The sequence below is a fragment of the Aquabacterium sp. genome (assembly GCF_030652515.1).
Classification (GTDB): domain Bacteria; phylum Pseudomonadota; class Gammaproteobacteria; order Burkholderiales; family Burkholderiaceae_C; genus Aquabacterium.
On sequence record NZ_JAUSAR010000100.1, the window covers coordinates 94,521 to 109,330 of the forward strand.

Annotated in this window: 13 protein-coding genes; 1 reads left to right on the plus strand and 12 read right to left on the minus strand. The window is 65.2% G+C overall.

What is annotated here, in order from left to right; translation table 11 throughout:
- Nucleotides 1–12 precede the first annotated feature (12 nt).
- The gene (locus tag Q7V20_RS12160) at nucleotides 13–606 is read left to right on the plus strand and encodes a PIN domain-containing protein (protein WP_304791188.1); all 594 of its coding nucleotides are present in this window, start codon (nucleotides 13–15) and stop codon (nucleotides 604–606) included.
- Nucleotides 607–975: 369 nt separating this feature from the next.
- Here Q7V20_RS12160 and Q7V20_RS12165 read toward each other — a convergent pair whose 3' ends face one another.
- The 12 genes from Q7V20_RS12165 to Q7V20_RS12220 all read right to left on the minus strand — a co-directional run bounded on the left by Q7V20_RS12165 (nucleotide 976) and on the right by Q7V20_RS12220 (nucleotide 14,801).
- Nucleotides 976–1,998 (minus strand): endonuclease/exonuclease/phosphatase family protein, encoded by a 1,023-nt coding sequence (locus tag Q7V20_RS12165; protein ID WP_304791191.1) that lies wholly within the window; start codon nucleotides 1,996–1,998, stop codon nucleotides 976–978.
- A gap of 80 nt (nucleotides 1,999–2,078) precedes the next feature.
- Entirely contained in the window at nucleotides 2,079–2,987 is a 909-nt protein-coding gene (locus tag Q7V20_RS12170; RefSeq protein WP_304791194.1) for a carbohydrate kinase family protein, read from the minus strand.
- Nucleotides 2,988–2,999: 12 nt separating this feature from the next.
- Nucleotides 3,000–4,475 carry a zinc-ribbon and DUF3426 domain-containing protein gene (locus Q7V20_RS12175; RefSeq protein WP_304791197.1) on the minus strand — a complete coding sequence of 492 codons (1,476 nt, stop codon included), beginning with the start codon at nucleotides 4,473–4,475 and terminating at the stop codon, nucleotides 3,000–3,002.
- A 25-nt stretch (nucleotides 4,476–4,500) separates the two neighbouring features.
- Nucleotides 4,501–5,445 carry a 50S ribosomal protein L11 methyltransferase gene (gene prmA, locus Q7V20_RS12180; RefSeq protein ID WP_304791199.1) on the minus strand — a complete coding sequence of 315 codons (945 nt, stop codon included), beginning with the start codon at nucleotides 5,443–5,445 and terminating at the stop codon, nucleotides 4,501–4,503.
- A gap of 28 nt (nucleotides 5,446–5,473) precedes the next feature.
- The gene (gene accC, locus Q7V20_RS12185; protein WP_304791202.1) at nucleotides 5,474–6,826 is read right to left on the minus strand and encodes an acetyl-CoA carboxylase biotin carboxylase subunit; all 1,353 of its coding nucleotides are present in this window, start codon (nucleotides 6,824–6,826) and stop codon (nucleotides 5,474–5,476) included.
- Between the two features lie 118 nt (nucleotides 6,827–6,944).
- On the minus strand, nucleotides 6,945–7,397 hold the full coding sequence (gene accB, locus Q7V20_RS12190; protein ID WP_304791205.1) for an acetyl-CoA carboxylase biotin carboxyl carrier protein: 453 nt from the start codon (nucleotides 7,395–7,397) through the stop codon (nucleotides 6,945–6,947).
- A gap of 71 nt (nucleotides 7,398–7,468) precedes the next feature.
- Nucleotides 7,469–7,918, minus strand: coding sequence for a type II 3-dehydroquinate dehydratase (gene aroQ / locus Q7V20_RS12195; RefSeq protein WP_304791208.1), 450 nt, complete (start codon nucleotides 7,916–7,918; stop codon nucleotides 7,469–7,471).
- Nucleotides 7,919–8,039: 121 nt separating this feature from the next.
- The gene (locus Q7V20_RS12200) at nucleotides 8,040–8,609 is read right to left on the minus strand and encodes a TlpA disulfide reductase family protein (RefSeq protein ID WP_304791211.1); all 570 of its coding nucleotides are present in this window, start codon (nucleotides 8,607–8,609) and stop codon (nucleotides 8,040–8,042) included.
- Nucleotides 8,606–9,214 (minus strand): hypothetical protein, encoded by a 609-nt coding sequence (locus Q7V20_RS12205; protein ID WP_304791214.1) that lies wholly within the window; start codon nucleotides 9,212–9,214, stop codon nucleotides 8,606–8,608. Before Q7V20_RS12205 ends, Q7V20_RS12200 begins: the two co-directional genes overlap by 4 nt.
- Nucleotides 9,214–11,388, minus strand: coding sequence for a molybdopterin-dependent oxidoreductase (locus Q7V20_RS12210; RefSeq protein WP_304791216.1), 2,175 nt, complete (start codon nucleotides 11,386–11,388; stop codon nucleotides 9,214–9,216). Before Q7V20_RS12210 ends, Q7V20_RS12205 begins: the two co-directional genes overlap by 1 nt.
- A 41-nt stretch (nucleotides 11,389–11,429) precedes the next feature.
- The gene (locus Q7V20_RS12215) at nucleotides 11,430–12,533 is read right to left on the minus strand and encodes a PEP-CTERM sorting domain-containing protein (RefSeq protein WP_304791219.1); all 1,104 of its coding nucleotides are present in this window, start codon (nucleotides 12,531–12,533) and stop codon (nucleotides 11,430–11,432) included.
- A gap of 120 nt (nucleotides 12,534–12,653) precedes the next feature.
- Complete coding sequence (locus Q7V20_RS12220; protein ID WP_304791222.1) at nucleotides 12,654–14,801, minus strand: FUSC family protein; 2,148 nt, start codon at nucleotides 14,799–14,801, stop codon at nucleotides 12,654–12,656.
- Nucleotides 14,802–14,810: the final 9 nt, after the last annotated feature.

Below are 14,810 nucleotides of genomic sequence, written 5' to 3' on the forward strand. Positions count from 1 at the left end.
GGGAGCCGATCTATGCGAATCAACCACGTATTGATTGACCTGGAGAATGTTCAGCCAGCCTCGTTGGTGGGGTTGGATGCTGACTTCTTTCACGTCACAGTTTTCGTTGGCGCTAGCCAAACCAAGATCCCTTTCGAGCTGGCTAACGCTGTCCAGAAGTTCGGTGCTCGTGCCAGCTACATCAAAATCTCTGGCAACGGAAGCAATGCGCTTGACTTCCATATTGCGTACTACATCGGGAAATTGGTCCAGCAAGACCCAACGGCTTACTTCCACATCATCTCCAAGGACGCTGGGTTTGATCCACTGATTCAGCACATCAAGGCTCAGAAAGTTGGCATCGCCAGATCTAAGGACATTGGCGATATCCCGTTACTCAAGGCGGCGAACTCCAACACGCTCCAGGAGAAGGTGGCCGTGGTCATTGCCAATCTGCGTCAACGAGGCGCATCCAGGCCTCGCACGGTCAAAACATTGTCCAGCACGATTCTTTCGCTTTTCCAGAAGCAATTGCCTAGCGAAGAACTCGCAATGCTCTTGACTGAGCTGCAGTCAACAGGCGTGATCACCATCAATGAAAGCAAGGTTTCATACGCACTGCCCTGAGTTGCGGTCTGATTGCGCATAGCAAGCGGCCGTGGCATCTCATATCAGTGGCGCGAATCGCGCGTGAAAACCGTGCCACACCACCAGCGGGGCGACAAGGGGCTGGGGCGGTGTCCGGCGGGGCGCCTGGGTGGGTGCTTGAGGAGTGCAGGGTTGAGGTGGGCGCGCGCAGCGCGCATCAACATCTGACTGGCAGTGGATGTTTGAACGCAGCGGCCGCAGGCCGCGAAGAGAGTTCCACGGCCCCACCGCAACCCTGCGCTTCGCAAGGCAGTCCCGCTAACAGCGGGACCACCCACCTGAAGCCCCGACGGATGCCGCCCCAGCCCCCGCCCCGCGCTCTCTGACAAAGCGCGCAAATTCAAGCGTTCATCGACCCAAGCCGATCAAGCTGTAAACCACCGGACAGTGATCCGACAGCAAACGCCCTTGGTCCTCAGCAGCGAAGGGCACCCGCGTGAATTGCTTCTGGGCTGCACGCGCAGCCAGTTTCTCGCTGACCAGGATGTCGTCGATGTAGAGCTTGTGGCGGTCATCGGCACTGCAGGGGATGCTGTCGGCACCCTCGGTGGCCCGCACCAGCACAGCCCCGGCGGGCTCGTTGTCGCTCAAGGCATTGAACAGGTTCAAGGGCTGAGATTCGTCTGGCCCGGCGGGAAAGCGCGAATCCTTGTCCAGGTGCCGATTGAAGTCACCCAGGATGGCGAAGGCCTTGCCCTCGCGCACACGCTCGTCCACCCAGCGCTCAAGCACCGGCACTTGCTGGCGCAGGCGTTGGCAGGGGCCGAACTGGCGGTCCAGCTTGCCGTTGAAGCAACCACTCTTCAAGTGCACGGACAGCAGGCGCACTTCGCGTGATGTGCCGGGGTACAGCGTCACATCGGCGCCAGCACGGGTGCTGCCATCGACATCCAAAGCATTCAGGTCGCCATTGCAGCGGTAAGGCGTGCCTTCGCGGATGGCGAAACCGACCTTTTGCGGATGCGCGCGGTTGACGAAGCAGTCCAGCTTCCAGCCTTGGCGGAACACCTGCCGAGCGGCCACCGCGCCATCCACTTCCTGCAAGGCCACGGCATCGGCTTGAACGCCATCGTGCAGTTGCTGAGCGGTGCGGGCCAGGGCATCAAAGTCGGCCGACGTGCGCGTGGGCGGCTGGGCTTTGCCCGGTGTACAGGGCAGGCCACGTTCGTAGCTGCGGGGCTGTTGGCTGGTGCAGCGGCTGCCCAGTTCGGCCCGGTCGGCGGGGGTGAGCAGCCATTCCAGGTTCCAGGTGGCCAGTCGCAGACCATCGCTTTGGGCGGCGCTGGTCTGAGAACAGGCGCTCAGTAAACTCAAGGCGGACGCGAGCACCGCCATCACGCTGAGCGCGTGGCGGCTTGAAAGGCAAGGCATGGTGATTCCTCTGAATTGAATGAAGGGGCGCTTCTGACGAGCGCCCTCTTTCTGTCTTCGATGCTGTTGTGGCGGATGAATCAGCCAGCCAGCAAAGCGGCGCGGTCCACCGTGTAGTTCTGTGGGCCCGACACGGCGATCTTGAGCGAGCCCATGCGGTTGGCCAGTGCCACCGATTTGACCAGGTCCCAGCCGTTGGACAGACCGTAGAGCAGGCCGCCACGGAAGGCATCGCCACAGCCGGTGGGATCGACCACGGCGGTGGCCTTGACGCCCGGCACGTGGGTTTTTTCGCCCTGGATGTACACGTTGCAGCCTTCAGCGCCCAAGGTCTCGATCAGGCCCTTGAGGTGCGATTTGGAGATCTCGGCCAGGCTTTGGCCGGTGCGGTCGGCCAGCATCTTGCCTTCGTAGTCGTTGACGGCGACCCAGCTGGCTTGCGAGACAAAACGCTTCAGATCATCGCCATCGAACATGGGCAGGCCCTGGCCCGGGTCGAACACGAAGGGGATCTTGGCGGCTGCGAGCTGCTCGGCGTGCTGGATCATGGCGTCGCGGCCATCGGGGCCGATGATGGCCAGTTGCACCTTGGGGTCGGCGGTGATCTTCAACTGCGCGGCGTACTGCATGGCGCCGGGGTGGAAGGCCGTGATCTGGTTGTTGTCCTTGTCGGTGATGATGATGGCTTGTGCGGTGTGACTGTCGGTCACGGTCAGCACGTGCTCCAGGCTGATGCCCCATTGCTGCATGCGCTCGCGGTAGGGGGCGCCATCGACGCCCAGCGCGGCCATGACCAAAGGTTCGCCACCCAACTGATGCAGGCCATAGGCGATGTTGCCAGCCACGCCGCCGAACTCGCGCTTGAGCGTGGGCACCAGGAAGGACACATTCAGGATGTGCAGCTGGTCGGGCAGGATCTGCTGCGCGAAGCGGCCGTCAAAGGTGCTGATGGTGTCAAAGGCCAGCGAGCCGCAAATCAGAACGGACATGTTTGAAAATCCTCAGGGGTAAAAGAGCTCGGCGGTGTAGCCCGCCAGTTTCAGGTTAGGCGCCTGCAGGCGCCATTGCAAGGTGGTGCTGCGCTCGGCCGGGGCGGCCACGGGCAGGGGGCCGGGGGCCACATCGGGGTCGGCCTTGGTGTCGGCGCTGTCGAGCCATTGGGCATCGCGCGGCGAGAAAGCCCGGCGGGCCACGATGGTGCCATTGGTGTCGGTCAGGGTCAGATCGACATCGGGCCAGGCCAGGCCGATGGGCGCGCGGTTGCGCACGACCACGACCAGGCGGTAGGTGCCTTCGCCTTCGGAGTTGGTGCGGACCAGCGTGGCGCTTTCCACCTGCAGGCTGTCGATGCGCAAGGGTGCTTCAATCCGGCAGTCCATGGCTTCGCACCATTGCGCCAGGTAGGGGCGCGTTTCGGGGTAGTGGGCGGCCAGGGTGTTGCGGAACTGGTGGGCGGCTTGCAAGGCCAGTGTGGCCACCAAGGTCAGGGCGATCAGCGAGAGCACCGTGCGGGTGGCGGGGTGGCGCCAGAACGCACGGCGCTGGGCGCGGCGCAGGAACTCGGGCGTCTTGGCGGCACCAGGGTCGCGGCCACGCGTGCCGGGGCGGCCTTTGCGTTGGCTGGGCGGCTTGAGCGCTTGCTCGGGCACGAAGTCTTCGTTCAGGCGGGAGGGTGCCGGCTCTTCCTCGGTGGGCGCTTCAAGCGCAGCCCTCATGGCCGAAGGCTTGGCCGCCACCGGCGTTGGCGCGGGGGCAGGCGGTGGCTCGTCGATGTAGGGCGTGGACGAGGGGCCGAAGTCAGAGGCCCATTCGTCCTGGATCCCGCCTGCCGCGTCGGTCGGGAATTGCGCGTCGGCGAAGTCGGGGCCTCGGCGGCGACGGCGGCGCTGCGGCCGGTCGGTCTCCGAGGGCATCAGGTAACGCGAGTCGAGCGCGTCAGACTCGTCGGTCACCGGCAGGTTGCTGGGCAGGAACTCAGGCGGGCTGGGCGCCTCGGGCGGCTGCGCATAGAAGGTGGGCTCAGGCGCGGTGGGTGCGTAGGCCTCGAATGACGGCGGCGGTGGTTCGGGCTGCCCAGGCATGGCCACCGAGGTGTCCAGCTCGAAATCGGTGGCCGACAGCAGGTCGTCGATGGGGGCGTGCGGGCGGTGGTCGTCCAGCGCGAAGTCGTTCTGCTCGATGTGCGGGGCAGGCGTGGTGCTGGGCCAGGTCGAATCCTGGGTGTCGGCCACGGGTTCCGGGGGCGGCGGCGTGAACGCGACTGGCGGCTCGGGCGCGCGTGGCGGCGCTGAGGCGGGCCGTTGGGGTGGCGGGTCGCGGTCCAGGTCGAACAGGCCGGGCAGGGCGTTGAAGACCTCGTTGCAGCGGCCGCAACGCACCCAGCCCTCGGAGACCTTCAATTGGTCTTGCACGACCTTGAAGATCGTTCCGCAGTGGGTGCATCGGGTGGCCAGGCTCATGGCGCTGGATGATGCCATGAGCCGAGGGGTGTTCCGACCCCGGTTAGCCCTTGAGGGGCAGGCCCGGGTCGTCTTTGTCGCGCATGGCCGTCATCAGGATCCAGCCATCGTCTTCATCGGCCACGCTCAATTGCAGGCCGACGGCGCCGTAGGCCGCCTTCAATTCGTCCTCCTGGCGGGCCAGGATGCCGGCCATGACGATGTGCCCGCCAGGCGCCACGTGGCCCGACAGCAAAGGCGACAGCAGCTTGAGCGGCGTGGCCAGGATGTTGGCCAGCACCACGGGATAGGCTGCTTGCGCCTCGCCCACCAGGTCGGGCAGGCCGGTGTTGAGCTTGACGTCGACGTTCTTGAGGTTGACCTCGGCATTGGCCAGGGTCGACTCCACGGCGGCGGGGTCGATGTCCACCGCATCAACCGTGGCCGCGCCATGCAGGGCCGCGCCAATGGCCAGGATGCCCGAGCCGCAGCCGTAGTCCAGCACGCGCTGACCCTTCAGGGCCGCCTCGTTGCGAGCGATCCATTTCAGGCACATGCGCGTGGTGGGGTGCGTGCCGGTGCCAAAGGCCAGGCCCGGGTCCAGGCGGATCACCGTTTTGGCGGCTGCGGGTACTTCATGCCAGGTGGGCACGATCCAGAAGGTGTCGGTCACGGGTACGGGCGCGAACTGCGATTGCGTCAGGCGCACCCAATCCTGGTCTTCGACCACTTGAATGCCTTGCACGTGGATGTCGGTGGCCCAGTCCTGCGCCAGGATCAGGGTCACGGCTTCCAGCGCTTGCGCTTCATCCGGGAACAGCGACTTGATGGTGGAACGCTGCCAGGCTTCGCGGGTCACGGGCATGCCGGGCTCGCCCCACAAGGCTTCTTCTTGCTCGGTGTCGGCATCGGCGTCTTCCACCGACACCGACAGGGCTTCGAGCTCCATCAAGGCATCGCTGAGGATGTCGACCTTGGCTTCAAAGGCCAGCAGGGTGAGTTCATGCATGGTGTGCTGCTTGCTTCTGCGGAAAAGGTCAGCGCTGCTTGCGCGCCGCCATCCAGTGTTCAAGGTAATGGATGTCGGTGCCGCCTTCAACGAACTTGGCATCGACCATCAGTTCGCGGTGCAGCGGGATGTTGGTCTGGATGCCTTCGATCACGGTCTCGGACAAGGCCGTGCGCATGCGGGCCAGAGCCTGATCACGCGTGTCGCCGTGCACGATGATCTTGCCGATCATCGAGTCGTAATTGGGCGGCACGAAGTAGCCCGCATAAATGTGCGAATCGACGCGCACACCCGGGCCGCCGGGCGGGTGCCAGGTGGTGATGCGGCCAGGCGAGGGCACGAACTTGACCGGGTCTTCCGCGTTGATGCGGCACTCGATGGCGTGGCCGCGCAGCTGGACCTGCTTTTGCGTGAAGGGCAGCTTTTCGCCAGCGGCCACGCGGATCTGCATCTGCACGATGTCGATGCCCGTGACCCATTCGGTGACCGGGTGCTCGACCTGCACGCGCGTGTTCATCTCGATGAAATAGAACTCGCCGTTTTCATACAGGAACTCGAAGGTGCCTGCGCCGCGGTAGCCGATCTTCTTGCAGGCGGCGGCGCAGCGGTCGCCGATGCGCTCGATGGCGCGGCGGGGGATGCCGGGTGCCGGTGCTTCTTCGATGATCTTCTGGTGGCGGCGTTGCATGGAGCAATCGCGCTCACCCAGCCAGACCGCACTCTTGAAGGTGTCGGCCATGATCTGGATTTCGATGTGGCGCGGGTGCTCCAGGAATTTTTCCATGTAGACCGCCGGGTTGCCAAAGGCAGCCCCTGCTTCGGCCTTGGTGGTCTGCACCGCGTGGATCAGCGCCGCTTCGGTGTGGACCACGCGCATGCCGCGACCGCCACCACCACCCGCCGCCTTGATGATGACGGGGTAGCCGATGGCCCGCGCGATGCGGATGATTTCCTTGTTGTCGTCGGGCAGGGCGCCCTCGGAGCCGGGCACGCAGGGCACGCCCGACTTGATCATGGCCTGCTTGGCCGAGACCTTGTCGCCCATGATGCGGATGCATTCAGGCGTGGGGCCGATGAAGACGAAACCGCTTTGCTCGACGCGTTCGGCGAAGTCGGCGTTCTCGGACAGGAAGCCGTAGCCGGGGTGGATGGCCTCGGCATCGGTCACTTCGGCCGCCGAGATGATCGAGGGCATGTGCAGGTAGCTTTGCGCCGAAGCGGCCGGGCCGATGCACACGGCCTCGTCGGCCAGCTTGACGTACTTGGCTTCACGGTCGGCTTCGGAATAGACCACGACCGACTTGATGCCCATCTCGCGGCAGGCGCGCTGGATGCGCAAGGCAATTTCGCCTCGATTGGCAATGAGGATTTTTTTGAACATGGTGCTCGGCTCCTTGCCTTATCGGGCTACGCCCGATGGGCAATTTGGCTTCGCCGCAAGGCCTGCGGCCTTGTCGCCTCGGTTGGCGATCAGGATTTTCTTGAACATGGGAGCCGCCTTATTCGATGACGAACAAGGGTTGGCCGTATTCCACCGGCTGGCCGTTCTCGACCAGAATCTTGGTGACGGTCCCGGCCAGGTCGGTCTCGATCTCGTTCATGATCTTCATCGCTTCGATGATGCAGATGGGCTGGCCTTCCTTGACCTGATCGCCGACTTCGGCAAAGGCCTTGGCGCCCGGGCTGGACGAGCGGTAGAAGGTGCCGACCATGGGCGACTTGACGACGTGCCCGGTTTCTTCAGGGATCTCGGCCACGACCGGGGCGGCGGCCACGGCAGGTGCTGCGGTCGCCTGCTGTTGCGGCTGCGCCTGCATGGGCTGCATCATCACCACAGGGGCGGCCCCGGCTTTCACGATGCGCACTTTGCCATCGGCCTCGGTGATTTCCAGTTCGGAGACGTTGGACTCCGAGACGAGGTCGATGAGGGTTTTCAGTTTGCGCAAGTCCATGATCTGGGATTCTCCAGGAGATCGGTCGAGCAAAGGCTCAAGATGGGTTGGTGGGCGAGGGCCGGTACAGCTCAGCCGCGTGATGGGGTGCTCAGGCGATCCAGGGCCGCGTCAACGGCCAACTGGTAGCCCAGCACGCCCAATCCGACAATGACGCCTTCGGCGATGTCGGAAAAATAGGAGTGGTGGCGAAAGGGTTCGCGCCGGTGCACGTTCGACAGGTGCACTTCAATGAAAGGCAGACTCACCCCGGCCAAGGCATCGCGCAAGGCCACGCTGGTGTGGGTGTAGGCGCCCGGGTTGATGATGATGAAACGGGTGCCGTCCAGGCGGGCAGCGTGCACCCGGTCGATCAACGCACCTTCGTGGTTGCTTTGAAAGGCCGACAGCGACGCGCCGCGAGCGGCGGCGTGCTGGGTCAGGCCAGTGTTGATTTGCTCCAGTGTGGTGGCCCCGTAGACCTGCGGCTCACGTGTGCCCAGCAGGTTCAGATTGGGACCATGGAGAACAAGAATCTGCATGCGTCGTTGACTTAGGGGGTGAGCCTTCAGTCAAGAAAATGAAAGTAAACGTATTTTACGCGCAATTGGCGTCAAAACCCCGGATCCCCCTTGGCTGGGGCGGGTTGAGTCTACCAAAGCATCAGGCGACGAAGGCTTTGGCCCAGGTGGCGAGTTCTTCGAAACTGGTGGCGCCCATCTTGCGCTGGCGGATGCCGCCCTGGGCGTCGATGAGCACGGAAAAGGGCAGTCCACCGGCGCTGTTGCCCAGTTCCTGGGCCAGCTCCGTGCCCCCGAATCCGGCCAGGCCAATTTTGAAGGCCACCGGTTTCTTGGCCAGGAAGCCTTTGACCGGAGTGGGGCTGTCCACCGCCAGGCCCAGCACGTTCCAGCCCTGGCCGCTGAATTCGCGGTGAAAACGATCAAGTTCGGGCATCTCCTTGACACAAGGGGGGCACCACGTTGCCCAGAAATTGATCAGCAGGGGGCGGCCTTTCAGGCTGGCCAAGGCCAAGGCGGGGCCGTCGAGGGTGTCGAACTGACGGGTCCAGAAATCGGCGGGCAGGGGGTCGCCAGCGGGCGCCTGGCTGGCACCTGGCTCGCTGGTGGCCTGGCGCTTCAAGGCCCACCAGCCACCGCCAGCCGCCGCCAGCAGGCCAGCGCCGACGAGGAGGGCACGGCGGGTGTTTTGTCGAGAGGCGTCAGCGGTCATGGTGATGGTGTGGTGTCTAGCAGGGCACGCAGGGCGTTCAGGTCGCCTCGCTCGGTCTTGCCCTTGGCGTCGCTTTTGAGGGCGCCGCGCAGGTCGTCGTAATCCAGGATGGTCAGGTGCAGGCCGATCGGTTCGTTCAATTCAGGGCAGTCCACGGTCAGGCTCAGGCAATCGACCAGGTCGCCCCGGGGGCCGGGCACGCTGCCGACATCGTAGTCCATGCCCTTGTTGAGCAAGGCGATCTCGGCGGATTTGGAGTCGTCGCAGTACAGCTGCAGGTGGACGTCGTTCAGGCGGGTGGCGGTGCCGCGCCAGATGGCGCCGCTCAGGTGGGGTCGAAACTCTTGCAGGCGCTCCATCCACACGGCGGCCAGGCGGCGCAGGGCGGCCAGCTCTTGCGGCTGGGTGTCGGCGCAGAACACGGCCAGGTATTCAAAAACCGCGGCCTCGAGGAGGTCGTTGTCGGGCAGGTCGCCGCGGTTGCTCAGGCCCAGTTGCTTGGCGGCGCGGCGCTTGGCGGGGCCGTAGTCCAGGCCCTCTTCCACCACCAGTCGGGCGGCGGTGGCGGCGATGGCATCGGCGGGAGTGTGGTGGCCCAGGTCCATCAAGCGGCTTTCACGTGCACGCGCAGGCTGTTGAGGGCCGCGTTGCCGCTGATGCGGTCGGTCAACTGGTCGTCGGTCAGGTCGTTCAGGCTGACGCCCGCGTGCTGCGAGGCCACGCCCAGCTTGACACCCTGGCGGCCATGGCCCCAGCCGTGCGGCAGGCTGACCACGCCGGGGCGGATGTCTGCCGTGATGAAGACCGGGGCGGCGATCTGGCCCACGCGGGAGGTGATCTGCACGGTCTGGCCTTCGCTCAAACCGCGCTGGGTGGCGTCGTCGGTGTGCATCCACAGCACGCAACGGGCTTTGCCGGACACCAGGCGCTCGCTGTTGTGCATCCAGGAGTTGTTGCTGCGCACATCGCGCCGACCGATCAGGGTCAGGGCATCCGGGTCAGCCCGGTCATTGCGCATTCGGTTGGCCAGCTGGGGCAATTCGTCCGCGATCGCCTTGGGCAGCAAGGCAATGTTGCGGCCCTTTTTGGCCAGGCTTTGCGCGAGGCCGGGGCGCAAAGGGCCCAGGTCAATGCCTTGCGGCGTTTGGCGCAACTGCTTCATGCGCAGGGGGTAGACGCTTTTGCGCAGTCCCAGGGCCAGCAACTGGTCGGGGCGCAACTGGCTCATGACTGAGCGCGTGAGCATGCCCTTCAGGCGCTGCACCGTGCCGCCACGCTCCAGGGCCCAGGCGTGTTGGGCATAGCGCTGCGCCAGGCGGGCGTAGATTTCCCAATCGTGCAGGGCGCCGTCGGGTTTGGGCAGGATGGCCGGGCTGTAACGGGCCACGTTGCGCACGGCGAAGTGCATGAAGATCAGATCGTAGTGGTCGTGCTCGACGAAGCAGGTGGGCGGCAGGATGACGTCGGCGTGGCGCGTGGTTTCGTTGATGTAGAAATCGATCGAGACCATGAAATCGAGCTGCGACAGGGCTTGGTCCAGTTGCTGGCCATTGGGTGTGGACAGCACGGGGTTGCCGCACGAGGTGACCAGGGCGCGGATCTGGCCGGGGCCGGGGGTGAGGATTTCTTCGGCCAGCACCGACACGGGCAGCTCGCCGCCAAACTCCGGCGCTTTGCGCACCCGGCTGTGCCAAGCGCCCACGTGGCCTGGGCCGATCAGGCCGGTCTTGACCAGGTCAATGGCCGGGTGGGTGACCAGGGTGCCGCCCTCTTTGTCCAGATTGCCGGTCAGGATGTTGATGACCTGGATGGCCCATTGGCAGACCACGCCATTGACCTGGGTGGACACGCCCATGCGGCCATAGCAGACGCCCGATTCGGCCTGCGCCAGTTCGCGCGTCAGGCGCCTTGTGGTGTCGGCATCAATGCCCGACGAGACGGCCGTGGCCTCGGGGGTGAAGGCCGCCACGGCTTGCTTCAACTCATCCAGGCCCTTGATCAAACCTTGCAGATGACCGGGCTTGGCCAGCGATTCGTTCAACAGCACGTGGACCATGGACAGCAGGAAGGCCGCATCGCCACTGGGTTTGATCGCCAGGTGCTCGTCAGCGATGGCGGCGGTCTCGGTGCGGCGCGGGTCGATCACGACCAGCTTGCCACCGCGCGCTTGCAGCGCCTTCAGGCGTTTGCGCACATCGGGAACGGTCATGATGCTGCCGTTGGAGGCCAAGGGGTTGCCGCCCAGCATGATCATGTACTGCGTGCGGTCGATGTCGGGGATGGGCAGCAGGAACTGGTGCCCATACAGCCAGTAAGACGTGAGGTGGTGCGGCAACTGGTCGACCGAGGTGGCCGAGAAACGGTTACGCGTTTTGAGCTGCCCCAGGAACATCGGGCTGTGCGTGATGTTGCCCCAGTTGTGCACGGTGGGGTTGCCCTGGTAGATGCCCACGGCGTTGGCGCCATGCTGCTGGCGCACCTCGACCAGCTTGCTCGCCACCAGGTCAAAGGCCTGGTCCCACGAGATCTCGACCCACTCGGTGCCCACGCGGCGCACCGGGCGGCGCAGGCGGTCAGGGTCTTCCTGCACATCTTTCAGGGCCACGGCCTTGGGGCAGATGTGGCCTCGCGAAAACGGATCGGCGTCGTTGCCTTTGATGGAGATGATGCGTTCGCCCTGCACCTGGAAGGTCAGGCCGCAAATGGCCTCGCAGAGGTTGCAGACGCCTTGGCGGATTTCAGGGGTGCTGTCTGCGGGCGTCGAAAGGCTTTGCATCATGCCGACCATTGGAAGTCAAGGTGGGCATGATGCTATCCCTTTTAGGCCTGCGCTGGGCGGCGGCGCTGTTGGCGCACGCTGCCCCAGGCGATGGCGCCCAGGCCCAGCAGCATCATGGCGCTGGTTTGTGCCTCGGGGATGGCGGTGGGCGTGAGCAGGAAGCTTCTGCCATAACCCGTGACCAGGATCTGACCCGAATTGTTCACGGCGATGGCTTCGGCGAAGGTGCCATCGTAGTCAGCCGCTACGTTGGCCAGGCTGGCCAGGCTGACCATGTCCTGGCCTTGTCCCGGGATGACGAAGGCTGTGGTTTGGGTGCTGTCGTAGGCATCGATTTGAAGAGAGGTGCCGACGATCACACCCTGGTCGTTGATGCCCGTGCCCCGGCTGAAATTACCGCCCAGGGTGCCCAGCATGGTGGTGGCGCCATTGGCCAGGGTGAGGAAACCGCGTGCCTCGCCCTCGTCCGTGAACACCTGGCCCACCACGTCGCCCTGGTTGTTGAGGGCGAGGCCCGTGCCGAAGGTTGGCCCCACTTGGCTGATGCCCTGGCCATTGGGGCCGGTACGGAAGGTGTAGCCGCTGTCGTTGGTAAAGGCGATGCCCAGCACCTGTCCGCTGCCGTTGATGGCGGTGACCACGCTGCCGAGGCTGCCCGGCAGGTTCACGGCCTGCAGTCCTGTGCCGTTGGGCCCGGAAGTGATGGCCGCCTGATCGGCCCAGCCAGCGTACTGCCCGTTGGCGTTGATGGCCACCAGGCTGACGGAACCAGCGCTACCGTAGCTGACATCACTCGCGCCCTGACCACCAGGGCCAGTGACGAAGCCGTGGGCATCGCCCGTGCTGGTCGTGTACTGACCCACCACCTGTCCCTGATCGTTGATGCCGTAGGCCCAGGCGCTGCTGCTGCCTTGAGGCGCGCCGAGGGAAGTGAGGCCTGTGCCGTCGGCGCCTGTGTAGAAAGCCTCGATCGTTGAATAGTCGGTGTACCGGTATCCGGCGACCTGCCCGAGGGAGTTCAAGGAGGTGCCAGTGACATAACCCAGGTCCAGAACCGAGTAGCGTTGCGCGGTGGCAGATGACACGAAGCCCAGGCACAGGCTGGTGGCTACGATTGCGGCGACGGTTTGTCGGGTGAATTTCATGGGGCTCCCTGCGGCATGTTGCCAATCATTGAATATGGAGGATTATCGCTAGAGTTGGCCCCCGCAATGAGGGGGCCATGGTGTAACTGCCTGGTCCTGAAGGCTGGGCTCTGACCTGCTTCAGGGTCTGGGTTGTTGCGCGACAGCTTGCGCGGCGTGCGCCAGGGCCTGGGCTTCATCCACTGTCTGTGCCAGCCGGTGGAGCAGCCACGGGCCGGGTGCCGCATTGGCGGCAGGCAATGCGAGGATGATGTCCGCGTTGGTGTCGGACGATGGTGGCGATGCGGTGGCATCCGCTTCTACTGGCTGCGTCAACAGGGATACCAGGGCCTGTTCGGTATGCTGCAGGGCTGGCTGAATCAACGCTGGGTCCAGATCGCTCTGGCGCATCGTCAACAGCCCCTTGATGCCGGCCAGGTGGCTGATCAAACGGTGGCTGCGGATCAGCACGGTTTCCAACTCGATGCCCCCTGAGCGAACCCGTTTGGGCTCTTTCTTCATGCGCTCCAGGGCCTGGGCCAGCAGCCACAGCACGTCGTAGACCTCGCGCCGGGCGTGGCTGCGTTGGGTGGATTGAGCGTGGGTCTGGTGCCAGCGCAACACATGGTGCGCATAGCGCGCCTGGGCAGTGAGCAAGCGGCGCACCAGGGCGGGCAGGCGGCCTTGCTCCCACGAGGGCAGCACGTAACTGAAGGCCCAGGCCAGGCCGGCGCCGATCAGGGTGTCGGCCAGGCGCTCGCCTGCCACGAAGAGTGCGGGGTGGTGGCTGGGGGTGAACAGGTGGGCTTGCAGCAATGCCAGGAGGGCGCCCGAGGCAGCGGTGATGCGGTAGTCGCGCTGCACATAGCCATGCGCCAGGCTGAGCGACAAAGCCAGCACGGCGAACAGCCAGGCGGCGCCAGGGTTCAGCCACAGCAGCGCCGAGGCCAGCACGCAGCCCACCAGGGTGCCCAGGATGCGGGCATCGCGGCGGGCCAGGGTCTGTTCCAGGTTGCCGCGCATGACCACGGCCACGGTCATCAGCAACCAGTGGGAGTGGCTGGTCCAGGGCAGCCAGTGAGCTAGCGCATCCGCACAACCCATGGCGAGGGTGGCGCGCAAGGCGTGCCGCAGCACGGGTGATTGCCAGTTCAGCTGGTCACGCAAAGGCGCCAGTGTCCAGTCGTTGGGTGAAACCAGGGTCAGCAGCACGGCGGGGTTCATGGGCAAGGGCTGGCTGGTCTTGACGAGGCTGTTAGCGATGTCCTCGCCAATCTGGACCATGTGCCGGGTGCGCCGACCCAGCGAGATCAGCCGGGCATCGTGCTCGGGCCAGGGCCTGGCAGGCAGCGGCACGGGCTCTGGCAAGCGGGTGTTGTTGCGCAAAGCCAGGGCGATGGCGTCCAGTTGATCGGCTTGGTGAACGAGCGTTTGGGCCAGGGTTTGCAGGCCGCGTTGCGCGTGGGCATCCAAGGGCAGGCTGTCCAGATCCAGCTGGCAAGCCAGCACCACGTCGCGCAGGTTGACGATGTGGAACAGGGCCGAGGTCAGGCGCAGGGTGCGGCTGCCTTTGGGGGCCTTGGCGGCCTGGCTGTAGAGCAGGTCACGCGCGCTTTGGAAGACGTCGGCGATGGCGGCTTGCTGGCGCACCATCGGCAGCAGTGAGGGGGCGGGCTGGGCGGCTTGGGCCTCTGGGAGCAGGCTGGTGGTCCACGCGGCTTGCGTGCGCATCAGTTGCGACAGGGCGCGCAGGCTGTCCACCAGGGCGAGTGTGCGGTAGCGGCCCGCCAGCATCATGGCACTGAGGTGCGACCACACGGCCAGGCTGAGGGCGCCAGTGGTGACCCAGCCCAGGTGTTGCCAGGTGGCGCCCGCGTCCATGGGGTGGCTGGTGTAGGCGGCCATCTGGAAGATCAGCGACAGCACCATGGCAAAGGTTTGCGGGCCGCCGCGCTTGCCCCAGGCGTTCCACATCACCGAGGTGAAACTGACGGCCAGCACGCACAGCGTCAGGGCGAGCAGGTTGGCGTGGGTGAGCGCCACGAGCGCGGCCACCAATACGCTGCCCATGACGGCGGGCACCATCTGCGATGTCTTGGCTCGCGGGGTGGACACGGTGTCGGCCACGCTGGCCGCCGCGGCACCCGAGGAGGCCGCGACGGCGGCGGGCATGCCACCGATGCTGGCGACCACGGCGGTGATGACGGCCAGCCCAACCCCCACGCTGGCACCATTCAGCAGTGGCGCGGGCAGGCGCCACGGGAAGGGCATGGCGCGTGTGGGGATCACGCCGTGCGG

Bases quoted from the DNA above. Each gene is read 5' to 3' on its own strand.
- Q7V20_RS12160 (WP_304791188.1), top strand. From the start codon at position 13: ATGCGAATCAACCACGTATTGATTGACCTGGAGAATGTTCAGCCAGCC.
- Q7V20_RS12165 (WP_304791191.1), bottom strand. From the start codon at position 1,998: ATGCCTTGCCTTTCAAGCCGCCACGCGCTCAGCGTGATGGCGGTGCTC.
- Q7V20_RS12170 (WP_304791194.1), bottom strand. From the start codon at position 2,987: ATGTCCGTTCTGATTTGCGGCTCGCTGGCCTTTGACACCATCAGCACC.
- Q7V20_RS12175 (WP_304791197.1), bottom strand. From the start codon at position 4,475: ATGGCATCATCCAGCGCCATGAGCCTGGCCACCCGATGCACCCACTGC.
- prmA (WP_304791199.1), bottom strand. From the start codon at position 5,445: ATGCATGAACTCACCCTGCTGGCCTTTGAAGCCAAGGTCGACATCCTC.
- accC (WP_304791202.1), bottom strand. From the start codon at position 6,826: ATGTTCAAAAAAATCCTCATTGCCAATCGAGGCGAAATTGCCTTGCGC.
- accB (WP_304791205.1), bottom strand. From the start codon at position 7,397: ATGGACTTGCGCAAACTGAAAACCCTCATCGACCTCGTCTCGGAGTCC.
- aroQ (WP_304791208.1), bottom strand. From the start codon at position 7,918: ATGCAGATTCTTGTTCTCCATGGTCCCAATCTGAACCTGCTGGGCACA.
- Q7V20_RS12200 (WP_304791211.1), bottom strand. From the start codon at position 8,609: ATGACCGCTGACGCCTCTCGACAAAACACCCGCCGTGCCCTCCTCGTC.
- Q7V20_RS12205 (WP_304791214.1), bottom strand. From the start codon at position 9,214: ATGGACCTGGGCCACCACACTCCCGCCGATGCCATCGCCGCCACCGCC.
- Q7V20_RS12210 (WP_304791216.1), bottom strand. From the start codon at position 11,388: ATGATGCAAAGCCTTTCGACGCCCGCAGACAGCACCCCTGAAATCCGC.
- Q7V20_RS12215 (WP_304791219.1), bottom strand. From the start codon at position 12,533: ATGAAATTCACCCGACAAACCGTCGCCGCAATCGTAGCCACCAGCCTG.